This is a genomic window from Aestuariimicrobium sp. Y1814 (assembly GCF_050113895.1).
In the GTDB taxonomy this organism is placed as follows: domain Bacteria; phylum Actinomycetota; class Actinomycetes; order Propionibacteriales; family Propionibacteriaceae; genus Aestuariimicrobium.
The window spans coordinates 1-20,345 of sequence record NZ_JBNJRW010000014.1 but is presented as its reverse complement, the minus strand read 5'-3'; the positions used below and the strand labels follow the sequence as shown (position 1 = coordinate 20,345).

At 69.6% G+C, this 20,345-nt stretch carries 16 protein-coding genes and 1 tRNA gene; 10 read left to right on the top strand and 7 right to left on the bottom strand.

Going from position 1 to position 20,345, the window contains the following annotated elements; translation table 11 throughout:
- Window position 1 precedes the first annotated feature (1 nt).
- The 3 genes from pgi to ACQE3C_RS13675 all read right to left on the bottom strand — a co-directional run bounded on the left by pgi (window position 2) and on the right by ACQE3C_RS13675 (window position 4,002).
- The gene (pgi, locus tag ACQE3C_RS13685; RefSeq protein ID WP_434539705.1) at window positions 2–1,675 is read right to left on the bottom strand and encodes a glucose-6-phosphate isomerase; all 1,674 of its coding nucleotides are present in this window, start codon (window positions 1,673–1,675) and stop codon (window positions 2–4) included.
- Window positions 1,676–1,981: 306 nt separating this feature from the next.
- Complete coding sequence (locus ACQE3C_RS13680) at window positions 1,982–3,109, bottom strand: SH3 domain-containing protein (RefSeq protein ID WP_434539704.1); 1,128 nt, start codon at window positions 3,107–3,109, stop codon at window positions 1,982–1,984.
- Between the two features lie 212 nt (window positions 3,110–3,321).
- Window positions 3,322–4,002, bottom strand: coding sequence for a bifunctional 4-hydroxy-2-oxoglutarate aldolase/2-dehydro-3-deoxy-phosphogluconate aldolase (locus ACQE3C_RS13675; RefSeq protein ID WP_434539703.1), 681 nt, complete (start codon window positions 4,000–4,002; stop codon window positions 3,322–3,324).
- Window positions 4,003–4,126: 124 nt separating this feature from the next.
- Here ACQE3C_RS13675 and ACQE3C_RS13670 point away from each other — a divergent pair, with 124 nt between their 5' ends.
- From ACQE3C_RS13670 to ACQE3C_RS13660, 3 genes are all read left to right on the top strand, one after another.
- Window positions 4,127–4,861, top strand: coding sequence for a GNAT family N-acetyltransferase (locus ACQE3C_RS13670; protein ID WP_434539702.1), 735 nt, complete (start codon window positions 4,127–4,129; stop codon window positions 4,859–4,861).
- Between the two features lie 84 nt (window positions 4,862–4,945).
- Entirely contained in the window at window positions 4,946–7,456 is a 2,511-nt protein-coding gene (locus ACQE3C_RS13665) for a DEAD/DEAH box helicase (RefSeq protein WP_434539701.1), read from the top strand.
- 133 nt (window positions 7,457–7,589) lie between these two features.
- Window positions 7,590–8,354 (top strand): HEAT repeat domain-containing protein, encoded by a 765-nt coding sequence (locus tag ACQE3C_RS13660; protein ID WP_434539700.1) that lies wholly within the window; start codon window positions 7,590–7,592, stop codon window positions 8,352–8,354.
- A 146-nt stretch (window positions 8,355–8,500) separates the two neighbouring features.
- Here the strand turns inward: ACQE3C_RS13660 and ACQE3C_RS13655 are convergent, their stop codons facing one another.
- Window positions 8,501–9,691 (bottom strand): HEAT repeat domain-containing protein, encoded by a 1,191-nt coding sequence (locus ACQE3C_RS13655; RefSeq protein WP_434539699.1) that lies wholly within the window; start codon window positions 9,689–9,691, stop codon window positions 8,501–8,503.
- A 7-nt stretch (window positions 9,692–9,698) separates the two neighbouring features.
- Complete coding sequence (locus ACQE3C_RS13650) at window positions 9,699–11,141, bottom strand: GH1 family beta-glucosidase (RefSeq protein ID WP_434539698.1); 1,443 nt, start codon at window positions 11,139–11,141, stop codon at window positions 9,699–9,701.
- Between the two features lie 131 nt (window positions 11,142–11,272).
- Between ACQE3C_RS13650 and ACQE3C_RS13645 the strand changes: the two genes are divergently transcribed.
- Both ACQE3C_RS13645 and ACQE3C_RS13640 read left to right on the top strand, forming a co-directional pair.
- Window positions 11,273–11,740: a YbhB/YbcL family Raf kinase inhibitor-like protein gene (locus ACQE3C_RS13645; protein WP_434539697.1), complete on the top strand. Its 468-nt coding sequence runs from the start codon at window positions 11,273–11,275 to the stop codon at window positions 11,738–11,740.
- A 124-nt stretch (window positions 11,741–11,864) separates the two neighbouring features.
- Window positions 11,865–13,277 (top strand): cutinase family protein, encoded by a 1,413-nt coding sequence (locus tag ACQE3C_RS13640; protein ID WP_434539696.1) that lies wholly within the window; start codon window positions 11,865–11,867, stop codon window positions 13,275–13,277.
- Here the strand turns inward: ACQE3C_RS13640 and ACQE3C_RS13635 are convergent, their stop codons facing one another.
- Complete coding sequence (locus ACQE3C_RS13635; protein WP_434539695.1) at window positions 13,278–14,666, bottom strand: PLP-dependent aminotransferase family protein; 1,389 nt, start codon at window positions 14,664–14,666, stop codon at window positions 13,278–13,280.
- A gap of 168 nt (window positions 14,667–14,834) precedes the next feature.
- Between ACQE3C_RS13635 and ACQE3C_RS13630 the strand changes: the two genes are divergently transcribed.
- From ACQE3C_RS13630 to ACQE3C_RS13615, 4 genes are all read left to right on the top strand, one after another.
- Window positions 14,835–16,076 carry a Tm-1-like ATP-binding domain-containing protein gene (locus ACQE3C_RS13630; protein WP_434539694.1) on the top strand — a complete coding sequence of 414 codons (1,242 nt, stop codon included), beginning with the start codon at window positions 14,835–14,837 and terminating at the stop codon, window positions 16,074–16,076.
- Complete coding sequence (locus ACQE3C_RS13625; RefSeq protein ID WP_434539693.1) at window positions 16,073–16,852, top strand: phosphoenolpyruvate hydrolase family protein; 780 nt, start codon at window positions 16,073–16,075, stop codon at window positions 16,850–16,852. The genes ACQE3C_RS13630 and ACQE3C_RS13625 overlap by 4 nt, the downstream gene beginning before the upstream one ends.
- A 2-nt stretch (window positions 16,853–16,854) precedes the next feature.
- Window positions 16,855–17,709: a phosphoenolpyruvate hydrolase family protein gene (locus tag ACQE3C_RS13620; RefSeq protein ID WP_434539692.1), complete on the top strand. Its 855-nt coding sequence runs from the start codon at window positions 16,855–16,857 to the stop codon at window positions 17,707–17,709.
- A gap of 154 nt (window positions 17,710–17,863) precedes the next feature.
- Window positions 17,864–17,946: transfer RNA gene (locus tag ACQE3C_RS13615), tRNA-Leu, on the top strand.
- A 90-nt stretch (window positions 17,947–18,036) separates the two neighbouring features.
- Here ACQE3C_RS13615 and ACQE3C_RS13610 read toward each other — a convergent pair.
- Window positions 18,037–18,990 carry a type IV toxin-antitoxin system AbiEi family antitoxin domain-containing protein gene (locus ACQE3C_RS13610; RefSeq protein WP_434539691.1) on the bottom strand — a complete coding sequence of 318 codons (954 nt, stop codon included), beginning with the start codon at window positions 18,988–18,990 and terminating at the stop codon, window positions 18,037–18,039.
- Window positions 18,991–19,152: 162 nt separating this feature from the next.
- On the opposite strand from ACQE3C_RS13610, the gene ACQE3C_RS13605 reads away from it, so the two are divergent.
- Window positions 19,153–20,312, top strand: a protein-coding gene (locus ACQE3C_RS13605; protein ID WP_434539690.1) for an IS3 family transposase whose coding sequence is annotated in 2 segments (ribosomal slippage) — window positions 19,153–19,431 and window positions 19,434–20,312 — 1,158 coding nt in all. Because the reading frame shifts where the segments join, the coding sequence is not laid out codon by codon here.
- Window positions 20,313–20,345 lie beyond the last annotated feature (33 nt).

Here is a 20,345-nt window from a genome sequence, read left to right as displayed (position 1 = left end):
GTCACACGCGATTCTTGCGGTAGTAGCGGACGAGCTGCTGGGTGGAGGAGTCCTGGGTGTTCAGCACGTCCTCGTCGCCCTGGACCGCGGGGGCGATCTCGAGGGCGAGCTTCTTGCCGAGTTCCACGCCCCACTGGTCGAACGAGTCGATGCCCCAGACGACGCCCTGCACGAAGGTGATGTGTTCGTACAGGGCGATCAGCTGGCCGACGACCGCGGGGGTCAGGGCCGGCGCCATGATCGAGGTGGTCGGCTTGTTGCCCTCGAACACCCGCGCCGGGACGATCGGCTCGGGGGTGCCCTCGGCGCGCACTTCGTCCGCGGTCTTGCCGAAGGCAAGCGCAGCGGTCTGGGCGAAGAAGTTCGACAGGAACAACTCGTGGACGTCGGTCTCGCCGTCCTGAAGCGGGTGCGTGGGGGTGGCCACGGCGATGAAGTCCGAGGGAATCAGCCGGGTGCCCTGGTGGATCAGCTGGTAGAAGGCGTGCTGGCCGTTGGTGCCGGGCTCACCCCAGAAGATCTCACCGGTCCCACTGGTCACCGGGGTGCCGTCGGAGCGGACCGACTTGCCGTTGGACTCCATGGTCAGCTGCTGCAGGTAGGCCGCGAAGCGGTGCAGGTACTGCGCGTAGGGCAGCACCGCGTGGCTGTGGGCATCGTGGAAGTTCACGTACCAGATGTTCAGCAGGCCCATCATGGCCGGCAGGTTCTCGGCCAGCGGCGCGGTGCGGAAGTGCTCGTCCATGGCATGGAAGCCCTCGAGCATGTCCTCGAAGTTCTCCGGGCCGATGGCGATGACGACGGCCGTACCCACCGCCGAGTCGACCGAGTATCGCCCACCGACCCAGTCCCAGAAGCCGAACGCGTTCTGGGGGTCGATGCCGAACTCCGCCACCCGCTCCAGCGCGGTGGACACGGCCACGAAGTGTGCGGCCACGGCCTCGGAACGCTTCTCGTCCGACCCATCGATGGCGCCCTGGTGCTCGAGGGTGTCGAGCAGCCATGTCCGGGCCATCCGCGCGTTGGTCAGCGTCTCGAGGGTGGTGAAGGTCTTCGAGGCCACGATGAACAAGGTGGTCTCGGGGTCGAGGTCACCGACCTTCTCGGCCAGGTCGTTGGGGTCGATGTTGGACACGAAGCGGCAGTCGAGGGCATCGGTCTTGTAGGGCAGCAGCGCCTCGTAGACCATCACCGGCCCCAGGTCGGAGCCGCCGATGCCGATGTTGACCACGTGGGTGATCGGCTTGCCGGTGACCCCGGTCCAGGCGCCGGCGCGGACCTTGTCGGCGAAGGCGTAGACCTTCTGCAGGGTGTCGTGCACGTCGGCGACGACGTCCTGGCCGTCGACCACGAGCTTCTTGTCGCGGGGCAGGCGCAGTGCGGTGTGCAGCACCGACCGGTTCTCGGTGACATTGATCTTGTCGCCGCGGTACATGGCGTCGCGGCGTTCGGGCAGGCCGACCTCGTCACCGAGCTTGACCAGGGCATCGCGCACCTCGTCGGTGATCCAGTTCTTCGACAGGTCGGCGAACAGGTCACCAGCGGTGATCGAGAAGCGCTCGGCGCGCTCGGGATCGTCGGCGAACCAGGCCCGCAAGTCGGGCTGCAGGCTGTCGGCGAGGTTGGTCAGCTCTGACCAGGCGGCAGTGGACGTGGCATCAACCGGAGCAGTCATGGCACCACCCTAGTGAAGGCATGGGGCCGGTGGGGCTTCAGGTGCCCAACGTAATGCGCAGCCGGATCGTCGGACCTGCAGACCTTGCAGCAGCGCAACGAATGCGCCCCCGCTGGTTTGGACGAGCCGCATTCCTTGCACTGGCGCAAGGTTTACACGCGCGCTGGTCCGGACGAGCCGCATTCCTTGCACTGGCGCAAGGTTTGCATGCGCACTGGTCCGCGGGGGCCTTCGTCCGACCTGAACCGCCCGGCAGGCAGAACGGGGCGGCCCCGAGGACCGCCCCGCCTGCGTGGTGAGCCTGGCTCAGCGCACGGTCACGTGAACGTGGTCGTAGTGGTTGGCGGTGGCCGAACCACGGTCCGACATCGAGCGCCAGCCCTCACCGGAGCGCTGGGTCGTCCAGATCTTCTGCTGGTAGATGACCTCAGTCACCCCCAGGGACGAGGCGTTGGCGCGCAGCCAGTTCGCAATCTCCCAGCCGGCGGGGCCGCTGATCATGGCATCGACCGCGCGGCCGGCACCATGGGCGTCGGCGGAGTTGCGGTAGCCGCCGAAGCTGCTGACGCCGGGGAAGTTGTTGCAGATGGCGCGGGCAACGTTGCGGGCATTGGCAGTCAGCCCACCCTCGATGCCGGAGACCTTGCTGCAGGCGGCGTAGTTCAGTCCGCCACTGCTGCTGCCCCCGTTGCTGCCACCCGACGAGGACGACGACGAGGACGAGCTGGACGAGGTGGTGGCCGGCGCGGTCTTGGTCAGCAGGCCGCTGCTGATGTAGGCGGCCTTCCCGTTCAGGCTGATCTGGGTGAAGCCGTTGAGGCTGACGCTGGTGATGCTCACCTTGGACCCGGCGACCAGCGAGGTGACCACGGCCGACGAGGTGCTGGCCTGCGAGCGCACGTTCGCGCCGGTGGTGGTGTAGCGGGTGCCGCTGACCTCACCCAGCGCAGCGGTGACCGGCTTGGCCTGCTCGGTCGTCGGCGCCGCAGTGGTGGTGGGTGCTGCGGTCGTGGTCGGCGCGGCCGTGGTGGTCGCGGCAGCCGTGGTCGTGGGCGCGGCCGTCGTGGTGGGGGCGGCGCTGGTGGTGGGGGCCACCGAGGTGGTGGCCGGCAGCGAGCTCGCGGTGATCGAGGGACGATCGGCGTTGCGGTTGTTCTGGTTGGTGTCGCGGCTCGGCGCAGCGGCGGCGGCAGCGGGGGCAGCCTGCAGCGGCTCGGGCTCGGGGTTCAGCGCGAAGGCGGTACCGGCCAGGCCCAGCACCAGCATCGGGGCCAGCACCAGAGCGGCCCGCCTGCGGCGGAAGGGGGCGATGGAGTCGTCAACGTGGTCGACCTGTTCCACCTCGTCGGTCTCGACCATGCCTCGGGCGGCCCGACGGGCCGGCACGGCGAGGTCGTCAGTCTCCGGGGCGAACCTGCGTCCGGGCTGTGTCATAACAAGAGCCTTACGGTTGGGAGGCGACGCGGTGCGTCGGTGTTCTCTGAGAAGAGTTTAGGGTTTTTCTCAGGAAAACCCAAACGCGCGCTGAAGTTTCCTCAGCAACACAGTCATGCTATCTGTAAAGCACGCGTGCGGGAACCCGTCCGAGGCCTGGTCGGCTCAGTCCGCTCTCAGCAAGGCTCTCAGTCCGCCCCGGGCGTCCCGGGTCACGACTTGTCGCTGTCCGCCTTCGGCTTGGGCACCACGTCGAGGTAGGTGCGGCAGCGGTCTCGCAGGTGGCTCAGGTTGCCATGCTTCAGTGCGTCGCCGAGCAGGGGGCTGTCGGCCACGCAGGCGATCGCACCGGCCTCGAACCAGCGCCCCATCGACCAGCCGCCGAGGTTGCCGCGGGGAATGAACGAGATGCCCGGCACCAGCTTCTTCAGCGCCTCGGGGTAGGAGCTGCCGAGCAGGTCGGCGGGCAGCACCTGCACCGCGGACGACCCCAGGTCCCAGCCCTGGCGGACCTCGTTCGGGGTCAACGCCGCCGACAGGGTGGCCACGCCGGCCTCGGTCCCGACCCGGACGATCTCCGCGTCGTCCCCGTTGGCCAGGATGAACTCGGGGCCGTGGGCCAGCGCAGAGTGGGCCCCGTCGGCGCTGAGCACGTCGTAGGCCCCGAAGTTGGCGCGTTCGGTGAAGATCTCGCGCAACTGCCCCAGCAGGACGAGGTCGGCCGGTTCCAGCGCGAAGGTGGTCAGCCCCTCCTGCACCATCACCTCGAGGACGGGGACGAGCTGGGCGAAGCGGGCGTCGTCATCGCCGTCGTCGTCGTTGCGGCGGTCCAGCAGGACGATCATCCGGGGGCCGGTGATGCACTCGGGAAGCGGCAGGCGGTCGACGGTCATGGCGCCATTGTTCCAGACCCGCAAGGCGCCGCTGACCGTCGAGATCGGTGCGGGTGGAACCGGGTGGGCTAGGGTCAGGTCGAGCCCGGGAGCGCCGGGCCCGGCCGGGAAGGGAGGCAGAAACATGCCGACTGATCACCTGAGTACGCCGACGAGCAGCCAGGTCGTCGACCACCAGACCCTGACCCGGGTGCACGAGCTGCTGATGGCGCCGAACTTTCCACCCGAGGAGCTGATCCCAGTCGAGGACCTGGTCGCCAGCGTGCGGGCCGGGGTGGCCAGCGTGCACGTCGTCGGGTCACGCGAGGACCCCGTAGCGGTGGCCGTGGTCGAGACCCTCGAGGGCACCCCCACGGTGATGCTGGCCTACTTCGCGACCCGGCAGGACCAGCGCGGCCGCGGCGTCGGGTCGGCGCTGCTGCGTGAACTGCTGGCCGACATCACCACCCAGCACCCGAACACCGTCGTCCTGGCCGAGATCGAGCACCCTGACCACCACGAACCCCACCCCACCCATGGCGACCCGGCCGCACGGCTGCGGTTCTACCTGCGGCTCAACGGGTGGATCCTCGACGTGCCCTACTTCCAGCCGCCGATCGACGAGGGCCAGGAACCCGTCTACGGGATGCTGCTGCTGGCGCTCGACCCCCCTGCCCTGCTGGTCAAGGACGGGCGCCTGCTGCGCCGGGCCGGACTGGCCGAGGCCCTCGAGACCGTCACGGACGCCGCCGACCCCGACCTGCACCCGGTCGACGAACTGCTGCGGGCGGCCGCCGCCCCCGAAGGGGTCCGCCTGCTGGGGCTGGACGAACTGTCGAAGGCCCGGGTGGCCCGCTCCCCACGCCGCCCGCTGCACTGAGCCGGTCACCCGCTACGCTGAGCCGCACACCGCTGCGCTGGGGCCGACAACTCGTGTCGGACCCACACGCTAGGTTGGGCTGCGATGAGACTCGACATCAGCGCACTGCGCGGGGCCACACCGGAAGGCGTCTACGAACAAGTCGTCGACGCCGCGCAGGCTGACGGGCTGGAACTCTACCCACACCAGGAAGAAGCGGCCCTGGCGATCCTGACCGGGGCGAACACCATCGTCACCACCCCGACCGGGTCGGGCAAGTCAATGATCGCGATCGCCGCCCACGCTGCCGCCGTAGCCGCCGGGGGGCGTTCCTGGTACACCGCCCCCATCAAGGCGCTGGTGAGTGAGAAGTTCTTCGCCCTGTGCGACACCTTCGGCGCCGCCAATGTCGGCATGATCACCGGCGATGCCTCGGTGAACAGCGAGGCACCGATCATCTGCTGCACCGCCGAGATCGTGGCGAACCTGGCGCTGCGGCACGGGGCCGAGGCCCCCATCGACCAGGTCGTGATGGACGAGTTCCACTTCATCGCCGACCCCGACCGCGGGTGGGCCTGGCAGGTGGGCATGAGCGAACTGCCCAGGGCCCAGTTCGTGATCATGTCGGCCACCCTGGGTGATGTCACCACCCTGGCCGACTCGCTGCACGAGCTCGGCGGGCGCGATTCGACGGTGATCTCCGGGGCGCAGCGCCCCGTCCCGCTGGCCTACCGGTGGGCGCTGACCCCCATCAACGAGACCGTCGACGAACTGGTCGAGAACCTGCAGGCGCCGGTCTACATCGTCCACGCCACCCAGGCGCTGGCCTTCCAGCGCGCGCAGGCGATGATGTCGACCCCACTGGTCGACAAGGACGCCCGGGCCAGGATCGTCGAGGCGCTCGGCAACTTCCGCTTCGGCAAGGGCTTCGGGACGACCCTGTCGCAGATGGTGCGCGCCGGCATCGGGGTGCACCACGCCGGCATGCTGCCGCGCTACCGCCGGGTGGTCGAGACCCTGGCCCAGCAGGGGCTGCTGCGGGTGATCTGCGGCACCGACACCCTGGGGGTGGGCATCAACGTGCCGATCCGCACGGTGTTGTTCAACGCGTTGACCAAGTTCGACGGGCAGCGACTGCGGGTGTTGCGCAGCCGTGAGTTCCACCAGATCGCCGGGCGCGCCGGCCGCGCCGGGTTCGACTCAATCGGCTACGTGGTGGCCCAGGCCCCCGAGCACGTCATCGAGAACGAGCGGGCGCTGGCCAAGATCGGCGACGACCCCAAGAAGCTGCGCAAGTTCAACCGCAAGAAGCCGCCCGAGGGGTTCGTGAACTGGACCGAGCAGACCTTCGAACGGCTTCAGGAATCGGTGCCGGAAACCCTGCACGCCCGCATGCGGATCACCCACGCCATGCTGCTGAACCTGTTGGAACGTGACCAGGACACCGTCGAGGCGGTGGTCGGGCTGGTCGAACGCGCGACCAGCGACCCGAAGGTGCGCCGCGGCCTGTACCGGCGGGCGCTGGCCCTGGGCCGCTCCCTGCTCGCCTCCGGCACGGTCGTAAGGCTGGACGAGCCGACCCCGGGTGGGCGCCGGTTCACCCTGTCGCCCGACCTGCAGGCCGACTTCGCGCTGAACCAGCCGTTGTCGGCGTTCGCGACCGAGGTGCTCGAGGTGCTCGACCCCGACTCCCCCGACTACGTGCTCGACGTGGTCAGCGTAATCGAGGCCACCCTTGAAGACCCGCGCCAGGTGCTGATGGCCCAGCAGTTCCGGGAGCGCGGTGAGGCCGTGGCCGAGATGAAGGCCGACGGCATGGACTACGAGGACCGGATGAATGCCCTCGACGAGGTGTCGTGGCCGCGTCCGCTGGAGGACCTGCTGAACCACACGTTCGGCATCTTCCAGCCACGCCACCCGTGGATCGCGGAGGCGGCACTGTCGCCGAAGTCGATCGTCCGGGAGATGTACGAGCGGGCCATGACCTTCGGGGAGTACGTGGCCTGGCTGAAGCTGGAACGGGTCGAGGGGCTGCTGCTGCGCTACCTGACCGATGCCTTCCGGGCGCTGCGCCAGACCGTGCCGGAGTCTGCCCGCACGCCCGAGTTCGAGACCCTGCTCGACTGGCTGGGTGACACGGTGCGGATGACCGACTCCTCGCTGCTGGACGAGTGGGAGGCGCTGACCCAGTGGGACGGCACCAGCGCTCGTCCGCAGGCCGTGCCGGTGGTGGTGCGCCTCACCTCGAACGAACGCACCTTCCAGGTGCTGGTGCGCAATGCCCTGTGGCAACGGGTGATGCTGGCCGCGGCCGACAATGTCGATGCCCTCGAGGCGCTGGAGCCGAACAACAAGGACTTCACCGGCGACGACTGGGACGAGGCGCTGGGCGAGTACTGGGACGAGCACGACGACATGGTGCTGGATGCCGATGCCCGTTCGGCTGCGCGGATCCTGGTCGACCGCACCGACCCGCGGCGCTGGGTGGTGCGCCAGATCATCAGCGACCCCGAGGGCAACCACGACTGGCAGATCCACGCGGTGGTCGACCTGGACGCGAGTGACGAGGCGGAGGCGCTGGTGCTGCACACCAAGGCGTTCGGACGACTGGACTGAGGTTCCTGGCTGGGCCGGGCAACCGGGCGGCGGACGCCCCGGGTGGGCGCCCCGGGATCAGCCCGCGGCGAACCCGGTTTGACGTTGACGCGGCGTCAACCTCTAGCGTGATGTTCGATCCCAAGGAGGAACCATGACCATCGACACCACCAAGATCATCACCGCCCTGAACAGCGATGACCTGGTCGACCGGTTCCATGCCGCGTCCACCATCGGCATGTACCGCGTCACCGACGCCGCCGACGCCCTGGTCGGGCGGCTCGGGGTCGAGACCGACTGCCAGGTGCGCGAACGCATCACCTGGGCGACCGTGCAGGTGATCGACCAGGCCCTGCCCGGCGTCATCGAGCAGCTCACCAGCGACGACGACGCCACCCGCACCCAGGCCGCGCACGTGCTGAGCAAGGCCGGGCGCCCGGAGTTCGCCGACCAGCTGGTCGCCATCGTCAATGACCCCAACCCGCGGGTCGCCATCAAGGGCTACCGGGCGGCAGCCTCGACCGGCAACACCGCCATGGTCCCCGTGCTGGTGGCCCGGCTCGGCCAGGGCGACAAGCTGCAGCTCGACCTGCTCACCAACGCCCTGCTGGTCTTCGGTGAGGACGCGGTGCCGGCGCTGACCGAGGCCCTCTCGAGCGAGGACGCCACCGTGCGCGCCCACGCCGCCGAGGTGCTCGGCTTCCTGGGCGAGGCGGCTGACCCGGCACTCGAGGCACTCACCGCTGCGTCGAACGATGCGGACCAGACCGTGCGCATCGTGGCCACCACCGCCCTCGGCCAGCTCGGTGAGGTCGCGAACGAAGCGCTGGCCAGGGCCACTGAAAGCTCCGACGCCCACGTGGCGCTGGCCGCCACCCGGCTGCGGCAGCGCCGCGAAGCGGCGGCCGCCCAGGCCTGAGCCGAGTTCGGTTCGCACACGAGCACGAGCACGATCACGAGCAAACAGACGGCCCCGGGATGATTCGCGGGGCGGTTTTGCGTGACCGGGCGCTGGCGCTGGTCCGGGTGCCTGGCGCTGTTCCGGGCGCTGGGGCTGGTCCGGGGTCAGCTCCCCAGCCGGGTGGCCACCGCGGCCACCTGGGGGTCGTCATGGTGGCGGGCCCGGTACACCGCCTCCCGGGCACGCTCGGCGTCGATGCCGCTCAGCGCCAGCACCGCGCTCAACCTGACCGGGGCGGCCTCGTCGTCCAGCAGCTGCGCCAAGGCGTCGACGGCCTCGGGTGGGGCCAGCGCAGCGAGGGCGTCGGCGGCGCGTTCCCGCACCAGGCCCGACGGGTCGGCGGTGGCGCCCACCAGCCCCGGCACCGCTGCCTGACCGAAGGCCGTCAGCGCACCGACGAAGGCCGCGGCGACCTGGTCGTCCGGGTCGCCCAGCCCGGACAGCAGCGCCGGCAGGGTGCCCAGCAGACCGATTCGTCCGAGGGCGAAGGCGGCCTTGGCGCGCACCCGGGCATCGGGGTCGGCCAGCAGCCCCACCAGGCCGGAGCCGGCGGCCGGGTCACCCAGCTTGGAGGCGACGTGGGCCATCTGCAGGCGGACCCCCGGGTCGGGGTCGGACAGGCCGGCGACCACGGCATCGACGCCGGCGGCCCCGTGCTGGGCCAGTGCCCAGGTGGCGACCTCCCGGACGCCGGGTTCGGGGTCGGCCCGCAGCAGGTCGACCAGTTCCTCGGTCGGCGCCTGCCGGGGTGCCGCGAGGGTTGAGGCGAACCGCACCGCCGCGTCGGGGTGGCGCAGGCGTTCGGTCAGGGCGATCAGGTCCACCACCTCACCCCAGCCGGACGCCGCGGCCCCGCGCAATCGACGCAGCCGCACCAGCAGGTCGGTTTCGGCGGCGATGCGGGCCTCGACGACGGCGATGTGCTCCTCCAGCGCGGTGTGGGCGTCGAAGCCTGGGTCGTCCAGGGCGCTGGCGATGTCCTGCAGTGACATGCCCAGCGACTTCAGGTGCTGGATCGCCAGCAGCCGCTGCACGTCGGCGCCACCGTACATGCGCACGTCACCGCCGCTGCGCCCGCTGGGGACCAACAGCCCGAGCTGGTCGTAGTGGCGCAGGGTGCGTGAGGTCAGCCCGGTGAGCCGGACCAGGTCACCGATCCTGAGCCACTGCTCCTCGCCGTCCGACGCGTCGCCCAACTCGTTTCCCAACTCGTTGCCCAGCTGGTCGCGCGGCGCGTCGTCCAACTCGTTTCCCAGCTGGTCGCGCGGCTCCTCGTCCGGCGTGGGGCCCGCCACCTGGGTCTCAGCCCCAGCTGGCGGGGTCGGTCGAGGGGATGGCCCGGGTGCGGATCAGTTCGCGCAGCCACCCGGCCGAGTCCTTGGGGGTGCGCACCTGGGTCTCGTAGTCGACGTGGGTGATGCCGAAGCGGCGTTCGTAACCCCAGGACCACTCGAAGTTGTCCATCAGCGACCAGGCGAAGTAGCCCTGCACGTTGACCCCGGCCTCGATCGCCCGGTGGACGGCGCTGAGGTGGGTGGCCAGGTACTCGACGCGCTGGGTGTCGTGCACCGCCCCGTCGGGCCCCACGACATCGTCGGAGGCGCTGCCGTTCTCGGTGATCGCGATCGGCAGGTCACCGAACTCGGCGTGCAGGTCGAGCAGGATCTCCTCCAGGCCGGTCGGGTCGATCGGCCAACCCATCTGGGTCTGCGCCAGGTGCGCGGGGCGGCGCAGCCGCAGGTCGGTCAGCCCCGGGGTGGACTGCAGGCCGTCGTCGCCGTCCTGCAGCGGCCCGGCACCGACCCAGTGCGGGTTGTACCAGTTGAGCCCGAACACGTCGATGGGCTGCTTGATGGTCTCCAGGTCGCCGTCGAGCACGAAGGACCAGTCCGTGACCCCACGGGTGGCCTCGATGGCGAGCTCGGGGTAGGCCCCGGCCAGCTGCGGGCCGGTGAAGACCCCGTTGTGCATCGCCTTGGTGCGGGCGACCGCAGCCAGGTCGTCGGCCGAGTCGGGGTCGATCGGGCGCACGGTCTGCAGGTTGTTGGTGACCGAGTACTGCGCGTCAGGCTTGGAGACGGTGGCACGCAGGGCCTGCAGCGCCAGTCCGTGGGCGAGGTTCAGGTGGTGCACCGCCCGCAGGGTGGGTTCGGGCTCGCGTCGTCCGGGGGCGTGAACGCCCTCGCTGTAGCCGAGGTACGCGGCGCACCAGGGCTCGTTCAGCGTCGTCCACTGGTGGACCCGGTCGCCGAGGGCGGCGCCGACCACCTCGGCGTAGTTGGCGAAGGCATTGGCGGTGCCGCGCAGGGGCCAGCCACCGTCGTCCTCGAGCACCTGGGGCAGGTCCCAGTGGTAGAGGGTGGCGACGGGCTTGATGCCCCGCTCGAGCAGCCCGTCGACCAGCCGGGAGTAGAAGTCGATGCCGGCCTGGTTCACCGCGCCGGTGCCGCCGGGCACGATGCGGGGCCAGGCGATCGAGAAGCGGTAGGCGTCCAACCCGTAGGAGGCCATCAGGTCGAGGTCTTCGTCGAGGCGGTGGTAGTGGTCGCAGGCCACGTCACCGGTGTCCCCGTTGAGGGTCTTGCCGGGCGTGTGGCTGAAGGTGTCCCAGATGCTGGGGCCGCGTCCGTCCTCGTGGACCGCCCCCTCGATCTGGTAGCTGGCGGTGGCCGTGCCGACCACGAAGCCCTCGGGCAGGCGCGCACCGGTGAGTGTCGCGAACCTCGGCGTCGACATGTCGTTCATGTGCGTCCTCTCGGGAGTGGGTGCCACGTGACGACCAGCGTAGTAGCTGGCTCCGACACAACCTGTTCCCCGCGGGGAAGCCGGTGGCTGGCTAGGCTGATCGACACCTGTCGACGACGAGAGGAGCAGCCATGCAGTTGCACAGCGCGGGCATTCCCGCCAACAGCCAGATCGACCTGAAGTACGCCGAACAAGGCATCGGCGGCCAGAACACCACCCCCGACCTGACCTGGTCGGACGCGCCGGCCGGGACGAAGTCGTTCGCGATCACCGTCTTCGACCCCGACGCCCCCACCGGCTCGGGGTGGTGGCACTGGGTGGCGGTCGACCTGCCAGTTACCGTGACCTCGCTGGCCGAGGGCGCCGCCCTGCCCGAGTCGGCCCGCGAATGGGTCAATGACTACGGCTATGTCGGCTACGGCGGGCCCTATCCCCCGCCCGGACCGGCCCACCACTACGTGTTCACCGTCTACGCCCTGCCCTCGGAACGGCTCGACGTGCCCGACGAGGCCACCAGTGCGCAGGTGCGGTTCACGCTGCTGGCGGCCGCGATCGACTCGGCCAGCTTCACCGCCATCTTCGCCAACCCCCAGGGCTGACCTGATCCGCTACTTGCCCTACTACGGTGCACTTGCCCCTGTTCCGGAACGGGGGCAAGTGCAATTTTCAGGGGCAGGTGTGGATGGGTGGGGCAAACTTCGCCGATCAGGTTGAATGGGCGGCGTGAGGTTCCTGTCCGCCCTGGCGCGAAGAGTCCTGTCCCCCGCCCTGCCCCAGTCGGCCCCTGCCCACAAGGCCGGACGACCGGTCCGCGCGGAGCAGCTTTGTCCGACCCGGACGAGCCGCAGCCTCACCGTCGCGCTGGCCATCGCCCTGGCCCTCACCGGGGCCCTCGGCTCCGCCCCCCGGGCCGCCGCCGTCGGCTCCTGGGACGACAACCCGGTGATCTCCACCCAGGCCGCCGCCCAGCCCTGCGCCGACTTCCTGTTCGTCGGGGTGCGCGGCTCGGGTGAACCGGACGGCTTCGGCCCCACGGTGACCGGCGTGCGTGACGGGCTGGCCCAGCGCTGGGACCGCAGCGGGACCGTGCGCCAGGTGTGGCTCGATTACCCCGCTGTGGCCCCGCAGACCCTGGGCGAGGTCGACTTCGAAGACCTCTTGTTCGCCCAGCCGATGCCCTCGACCGAGTACTTCGACTCGGCCGATGTCGGCGGCACCCGGCTGGCAGCGGTCATGAACGACTCCCTGCGCCGCTGCCCGACCGAGCGGATCATCCTGGCGGGGTTCAGCCAGGGCGCGCAGGTGATCACGCGGGCGATGGCCCTGACCAACCCCAGCGAGCGCCTCACCGCCGCCATCCTGATGGGCAACCCGAGCCATTACCCCGGCCAGAACGTGCGTGAGTTGTCGGGGTCGGCGACGGCCGAGGCGATCGGGCTCGGGTCGTACCTGTACCTGATGCGGATGGTCGGGGCCGATGCCCCCAACCGGCAGACAGCCGTCGAGACCATGCTGCAGATGACCTTCGACATGTACGACGGCAAGGTCGATTCCGAGAAGATCCAGCAGGCCATGGACGCCGTGCGCGCCGAGATTCCCGCGGCCAGCTACGCCGCGACGTACTCGATCTGCGAGGCCGGGGACATGGTCTGTGACGCCAGTCAGCCCATGGGCCAGATGCTGGTCGGGGCCACGACGATGACCGACGAGATCAACCGGACGCGTCCGGTGCACCTGGGCTACCGCGGCAATGTCATCGACGCCACCCTCGACTCGGTGGACGAGGCGATCGACGCGGCCGACCTGGAGGAGACCCCCTCCCCCGGCCCGATCCTGACCACCGTCACCGCCGAGCCGCAGCCGGTCGTGGTCTCACGCCTGGAACGTCCGACCTGGTTGATCACCGCCTCACTGGCCGGCGCGACCCTGCTGCTCGGCTTCGTGCTGGGCCTGCTGCGCGGCCGTGCCGTCGGACGAGCCTCGGCCACCCATGCCTTCCTGGAACGCCTGCGCCGTGCCGATGCCAGGGCGGCACCCGCCCCACTGGACGAGGACGGCCACACCGAGATCTGGAGCGAAGAGTCGGCCGGGGCGGTGAGTCCCCCGGACGAGGCAGCCCGTCGTCCGCATCGCTGATCAGCCGAGAAGGCGCGACAGGGCTCGGATGCCCCTCGCCAGGACGTCGGGGCGCCCCAGTGGCAGCCGAACATGCGAGCGCCAGCCGTCACTCGGGGAGAAGTCGGAGCCCGGGATGAGCTGGACACGTTCGCGGTGGGCACGAGACGCCAGCACCAGGGTGTCCTGGTGGGTGTCCACCCAGAGGCACGCACCAGCCGCATTCGGGTCATGGGTCCAGTCCGGCAGGTATTCCTGGAGCAACAGGGAGGCAGCCTGCCGGTCGTGGGCCAGTTCGACAGCGCGCAGTTCACGGGCAGCGGCGGCCAGCGGCAGGCAGGCAGCGGCCAACACCTGGGAGGGGATGCTGCCGGCGATGTCGGCGGTCACCCTGCCTTCGAGGGCGGCCTGCAGCACCTCGGCGGGGCCGCGGATCCAGCCGACCCGCAGGCCGGCCCAGAACAGCTTGGTGAGTGACCCGATCGTCAATGACTGCGCCTCTGGCAGCAGCGCCCCCAGGTGGCCGGGGTGCTCAGCCGGGGCGAGGTCCGCGGTGGATCCATCGTCGACCAGCAGGACGCCCGAGTCAGTCACCACATCGGCCACCTGCTGCCTGCGCATGGCCGACCAGGTCACACCCGTCACGTTGTGAGCCGTCGGCAGCACATACACCAACCGCGGCTGGTGCTTTCGGATCGCCAGGCGCAGCGCCCCCGGGTCGATGCCACCAGCGTCCACGGGCACCCCGACCACCTGCACGCCCCGTCGTCCGAACACGTCGAGGGCACCGCGATAGGTGGGGTCCTCGACGAGAACCACGTCGCCGGGTTCGAGCAGGCAGTCCACCAGCAGCGTCAAGGCGTGGTGCGAGCCATTGGTGGCGAGGACCTGGTTCGGCGTGGTCGGCAGGCCCAACTCGTCGTAGTAGCTCGCGACCTCCTCCCGGAAGGAGTCGACACCCCAGGGCAGGAACCCCACCCTCAGCAGACCACGCAACTCCTGGTCCCAGTTGCCCCGAAGCACCTGGCCCATGAGCGGTGAGGCCGGCAGCACCCCGCTACTGAGGTCCACCGGTTCAGCTGGCGCGGCGTAGGTGCGCAGGCGGTCGCCCTGGGCCAAGGGACCGGCCCGCAGTCGGCTGGTCCTGATCCTGGTGCCGGCGCCGCGGTGGCTCGACAGCCATCCCTCGCTGGTCAACTCGTCATAGGCATTGCCGACGGTGGTGCGGCTCACGGCCAGCACTCGTGCCAGTTCCCGCTGCGACGGCAGCATCGCGCCGGTCGGTAGGTCCCCCGAGGTGATCCTTTCGCGGAGGGCGTCGGCCAGCAGTCGGTGCAGGGCCCCCTCCCCGAGGTCCCACCCGGTGATGTTGCGCGCCAACTGGCTCGAGCTGACCCGCTGGGAATCCACCGCTTCCACCCCCTATGCCGTTGCCGGGGACCTCCCGGCAGCCTCCAGACTTCCACACCCCACACTGCCCTGCCCCGGCAGCGGTGGCCACTTGGGCGGGATTGGCCATTGGCCTTCGTCAGGGGGTGGACGAGGCTCGAATCAAACCCCGACACGAAGAGGTGCACGATGGGCGACGTACTGGTCATAGGGACCATGGACACAAAGGGTCAGGAGGTCGGCTTCCTGGTCGACACACTGACGAAGGCTGGCGCGACCTGGCGCGTCATCAACATCGGCGTCTTCGAGCCCGACCACAGCGATGTGCCGGTGGCGGTCACCCCGACCGAGTTGGCGAGCCTGGCCGGGGCCGACATCAACGAGTTACGTCGCGGAGGCGAACAGGGCGGTACCCGATCACTGGCCCTGGACGCCATGGCCGCCGGCCTGGAAGTGGTGCTGCGCCGCGAGTACGAGGCCGGGACGTTGGGGGCGGTGCTGGGGTTCGGCGGTTCGTCGGGCTCGTCGGTCATCGGACGAGCGATTCAGGCATTGCCGGTAGGTGTGCCGAAGGTGCTGGTCTCGACGATGGCCAGTGGCGATGTCACCCCCTACGTCGGAACCCGTGACGTGACGTTGATGTACTCGGTGACCGACATCGCCGGGCTGAACCGCATCTCGCGGGTCGTGCTGCGCAATGCCGCGATGGCAGCAGCCGGGATGGCACGTGGGATGGAGGAGGACGAGACATCCGAACCGGACCGGCCGCTGATCGCGATCAGCATGTTCGGGGTCACCACCCCAGCCGTGATGGCCGTGCAGAAGGCCCTGGACCAGCGCGACCTGGAGACCACGGTGTTCCACGCCACCGGTGCCGGCGGGCGAGCCATGGAGGATCTTGTCAGGGACGGCCTGATCGACGCCGTCGTAGACCTGACCACCAGTGAGCTCACCGACGAACTGGTCGGTGGCGTGTTGAGTGCCGGGCCCGATCGGATGGAGGCCGCCGGCTTGGCAGGGATCCCGCAGGTCCTCGTCCCGGGGGCGTTGGAGGTGATCAACTTCGGCGCCGAACCCACTGTGCCCCAGCAGTTCCGCGTCCCGGAGCGTCGGGTGCACGTCCACAACTCGGCAGTGACGATTTGTCGCACGAACCTCGACGAGAGCCGGGAACTCGGCAGGATCTTCACCCGCAAGGCGAACCTGGCGACCGGCCCGACGATGGTCGTCCTGCCGCTGGCCGGGTTGTCGGCGATCGGCGCCCCGGGCCAGCCCTATGAGGACCGGGAGGCCGACGAGGCCCTGTTCAACGAGATCCGGACGGGATTGCGGGAGGACATACCGCTGGTGGAGGTCGATGCCGCGATCAACGACCCAGCATTCGCCGCGCGCGTCGTTGAGGTCTTCGACCAGCTCTGGGCGCAGCGATGACACTCGTCGGGGTCGGGGTTGGGTGCGGGCTGACCGCCGCCGGCGCCGCCGCTGGTGGCGCCGACCTGCTGGCCTGCTATTCGACCGCCATTTACCGCGCCAAGGGGCTGCCGTCGGCGTTGGCGTTCCTGCCCTATGACGACCCGAACGAGTTGGTGCGCCAGGTACTGCCCGAGGTCGTCGCGGCAGCACGCGACCTGCCGGTGTTCGCCGGGGTCGGTGCCCATGACCCGAGGCGCCAGCCCGACCGACTGGTCGGGCAGATGGGGGAGCTCGGCGCCACCGGGGTCACCAACGAGCCGTTCGTCGGAATCTATGACGGGGACCTGCGAGCCCAGCTCGAGGCTGCCGGACTCGGGTACCAGAAGGAGTTGGACCTGGCCAGGGCCGCGGTCAAGCAGGGGGCCATGGTGCTGGGCTGGGCCTGGACACCGCAGGAAGCCGCCGCCATGGCCGCCACCGGCGCCAGCCACGTCGGCCTCATGCTCGGCATCACCGCCGGGGGGCGAATGGGATCTGAAGCCGCGCTCTCGGACGAACAGTCGCACGACCTGCTGGCACAGATGAACGCCGCTGTTCGTCGGGAGAACCCGAGCGCGGTCACCCTCATCCACGGCGGACCGTTGCACAGCGTCGAGTCCGTCGCGGCTGCGTTGGCCGCCTCAGAGGCGGATGGCTACATGGGCGGCTCCTCGCTGGAACGGGTTCCGGTCATCGACGCGATGGCAACCACTGTGCAGGAGTTCAAGAACATCAACCTGAAGGAAGAACAGTAATCATGGCCAAGCACTACACCCGCGAAGAAGTCATCACCCGTCTGCGGGCCGAAATCGACGAGCGCCGACCGGTCGTCATCGTCGGGGCCGGCACCGGCATCTCAGCAAAGTTCGCCGAGAAGGGTGGCGCCGACCTCATCGGCGTCTACAACTCCGGGAAGTACCGGATGGACGGGCACGGCTCATTGGCCGGTCTGATGCCCTACGGCGACGCCAACCAGATCGTGATTGACCTGGGCAGCCGCACCGTGCTCCCCATCGTCAAGGAAACCCCGGTCATCGGCGGCATCTGCGGCACCGACCCCACCCGCGAGATGACCACCTTCCTCGGCGAACTGCAGCGCCTGGGGCTGGCCGGGGTGATGAACTTCCCGACCGTCGGGCTGATCGACTGGGACAGCCGGTACCGCCAGGAGCTCGAGAGCACGGGCATGGGGTACGACAAGGAGATGGAAGCCCTGTGCATCGCCAAGGACCTGGGCCTGTTCACCATGGGATACGCGTTCCGCCCCGAGGAGGGCGCGATGGTGGGCAGGGCGGGCCTCGACGTCGTGATCGCCCACATGGGACTGACCCGCGGCGGTTCCATCGGGTCGACCATGTCGAAGGAGGACGACCTGGCCGAGGCAGCGAAGCTGGTCGATGCGATCGGCGATGCTGCGCGGGCCGAGAAGCCCGACATCATGGTCTTCAGCCACGGCGGTGCGATCGCCTACCCCGAGGACACGGCCTACATCTACGAGAACACCCAGTCAGTGGGGTTCCTCGGCGCCTCCAGCGCGGAGCGGATCCCGGTGGAGGAGCCCCTGCGCGCCGCCACAGCTGCCTTCAAGGCGGCCCGGTTGCCGCAGCGGTAGTCGCCCGTCCTCCCGCGAAGAAGACGGCGCCCCAGCTGGCCAGCGGTGCAGCTGGTGGCGCCGTCCGCCGGGCAGTGGCCCCGCCCCCGCGGCCCCAATTGGCGCCCTCTGACGGGGCTGTGCTACCGTTTCGGGGCTGGAGAAATCCGGCAACGCGCGAGTGGCGGAATGGCAGACGCGCTGGCTTCAGGTGCCAGTGTCCTTAGGGACGTGGAGGTTCAACTCCTCTCTCGCGCACAACTCAGAACCCCGGTCAATGGCCGGGGTTCTTGCGTTGTCGGGGCCTGGTGGTCGGCCAGGGGCTCGCAGCGGTGGCAAACCGTTCGACTACCAACGGTTTGCCACCGCTGTGGCGTTGCCCCGGGCCCGGCACCGCGAACAAGCTGCGGGCGTCCCCGCCCAGCCGCGGGCCGAGAGGGCCTCAGCGACCTGCCGGGCCACGGCACAGCACCGCAGGGTGACATCCGCCCAGCCGTAGCGCAGGGTGGTCGCATCTCGGTGCAACGCATGCAGGTTGTCACGCCACCTGTCCTTGGCCCGGTCGTCATGGGTCTGCCCGTCGAGCTCGATGATGAGCCCGTGCTCGGGGTACCACCCGTCCGAGCGGGTCCGCGACGACAGGCTCACCTGGCGTTGCCGTGGCGGCAGCCTGTGGGCCCGCTCGACACGGGTGGTGTAGAGCCATTCCAGGGCGCTCTCGTGGCCGGCCTCACCGGGTGAGCACAGTCGTTGGAGCAGGTGGCGGTGGCGCAGGCGGCTCTCCTGGGCGAACCTGGCCGCCAGCCGGTCAGGGGTGGTCAGGCGCTGGCCCAGTGCCCTGGTGACCGCCCCCACCACGCCCAGCTCGTCGGCCTCGGCGGCGACATCGACCAGGCAGTCCTCGACCCCGGTCCGCGATGGTGCCCCGCGGCCGGTGCGGTTGAGGCGGCGGAAGGCGATCGTCCAATCGCCCAGGTGACGATTCAGCAGGGCGTGGTCGCGGTGGTGGCTGATGGTGATGGTGCGGGGGTCGCGGCCGAGCAGCCCGTGCAGCCGGGCCGCGGCGAGCCCGGTGACCGCACCGTCGGGCCCGCAGGTGAGCAGCCCCAGCGACACTGCCGTAAGCCAGGTGGGTTCGGTGAGGCTGTAGAGGCCATGGCCAACCTTCGTCCAATCACGGGACAGCCGACGTTGGGCCATTTCGCTGATGCCGAAGTGCCGCAGCTGGGCGGTGGACAGCACGCCCTGCTGTTCGGCGGCGAGCTGCACGGCGGCGGCAGGCAGGACTTGGCGTGGGTGCACAGCCACCAGCCTGTGGGGTGCGGCCGGCTCGCGGCGTGCTGAATGGGCGACGGACACCACCTACCCGACAACGGACAACACCTGTGGGTCAAGGGGACTGCTGCACGAGTAGGTGACATTCGATCTGTGGGGCCGTGAGGTCCTGCTGGAAGGATGTTGACCATGCCTAGACCCCATCCGAAGGAGTTCCGTGACGACGTGGTCGCGGTGGCCCGTCGTGGCGAGGCTCCGATTGCCCAGATCGCGAAGGACTTCGGGATCAGTGAGTCGTGTCTGCGGAACTGGCTGCAGCGCGCTGATGTCGCAGACGGCCACCGGCTCGGTGTGACCACCGCGGAGTCGGCCGAGCTGCGGGAGTTGAAGCGCCGTAACCGGCTGCTGGAGCAGGAGAACGAGATCCTGCGTCGGGCAGCGGCGTATTTGTCGCAGGCCAACTTGCCGGGAAAATGATGTACCCGCTCGTGAAGGAGTTCGCTGCTGACGGGATCCCCGTCACGGTGACGTGTCGGGTCCTCAAGCTCGCCCGCCAGCCCTACTACCGCTGGCTCGCCCGTCCGGTCACTGCCAGGGAACTCGATGAGGCGTTTCTGGCGAACGCGTTGTTCGACGCCCACCACGATGATCCGGAGTTCGGCTACCGGCTGCTGGCCGATGAAGTCCGCGCCGCCGGCCACACCGGCTGCGACCGGCGGGTGTGGCGGATCTGTGCGGCCAACCGGTGGTGGAGCGTGTTCGGCAAGAAGCGCAGCACCAACGGGAAGAAGCCAGGCCCGCCCGCCCACGACGACCACGTACGGCGCGACTTCACCGCGTCCGGCCCGAACGTCCTGTGGCTGACCGACATCACCGAGCACCGCACCGGCCAGGGCAAGCTGTACCTGTGCGCGGTCAAGGACGTGTACGCCAACCGGATCGTCGGCTACTCCATCAGTGACCGGATGAAGTCCCGCATCGCGGTCGACGCCCTCGCCATGGCGGTGGCCCGCCGCGGCAAAGTGACCGGCTGCATCGTGCACAGCGATCGGGGCAGTCAATTCCGGTCCAGGAAGTACTTGGCCGCCCTGCGTCGTCACGACCTGACCGGCTCGATGGGCCAGGTCGCCTCCGCCGGCGACAACGCCGCCATGGAATCCTTCTTCGCCCTGCTCCAGAACAACGTCCTCGACCGGCGCCGCTGGCACACCCGCCACGACCTCCGCATCGCGATCGTGACCTGGATCGAACGGACCTACCACCGCCGCCGACGACAAGCCCGCCTGGGACGTTTGACCCCCATCGAGTTCGAGACCATCATGACCACACCGGCCGACCAAGCCGCCTAACCCAACCTGTCACCAAGACGTGCAGCAGTCCCA

Bases quoted from the DNA above. Each gene is read 5' to 3' on its own strand.
- ACQE3C_RS13630 (WP_434539694.1), top strand. From the start codon at position 14,835: ATGGGCGACGTACTGGTCATAGGGACCATGGACACAAAGGGTCAGGAG.
- ACQE3C_RS13645 (WP_434539697.1), top strand. From the start codon at position 11,273: ATGCAGTTGCACAGCGCGGGCATTCCCGCCAACAGCCAGATCGACCTG.
- ACQE3C_RS13660 (WP_434539700.1), top strand. From the start codon at position 7,590: ATGACCATCGACACCACCAAGATCATCACCGCCCTGAACAGCGATGAC.
- ACQE3C_RS13675 (WP_434539703.1), bottom strand. From the start codon at position 4,002: ATGACCGTCGACCGCCTGCCGCTTCCCGAGTGCATCACCGGCCCCCGG.
- ACQE3C_RS13625 (WP_434539693.1), top strand. From the start codon at position 16,073: ATGACACTCGTCGGGGTCGGGGTTGGGTGCGGGCTGACCGCCGCCGGC.
- ACQE3C_RS13620 (WP_434539692.1), top strand. From the start codon at position 16,855: ATGGCCAAGCACTACACCCGCGAAGAAGTCATCACCCGTCTGCGGGCC.
- pgi (WP_434539705.1), bottom strand. From the start codon at position 1,675: ATGACTGCTCCGGTTGATGCCACGTCCACTGCCGCCTGGTCAGAGCTG.
- ACQE3C_RS13665 (WP_434539701.1), top strand. From the start codon at position 4,946: ATGAGACTCGACATCAGCGCACTGCGCGGGGCCACACCGGAAGGCGTC.
- ACQE3C_RS13680 (WP_434539704.1), bottom strand. From the start codon at position 3,109: ATGACACAGCCCGGACGCAGGTTCGCCCCGGAGACTGACGACCTCGCC.
- ACQE3C_RS13670 (WP_434539702.1), top strand. From the start codon at position 4,127: ATGCCGACTGATCACCTGAGTACGCCGACGAGCAGCCAGGTCGTCGAC.
- ACQE3C_RS13650 (WP_434539698.1), bottom strand. From the start codon at position 11,141: ATGAACGACATGTCGACGCCGAGGTTCGCGACACTCACCGGTGCGCGC.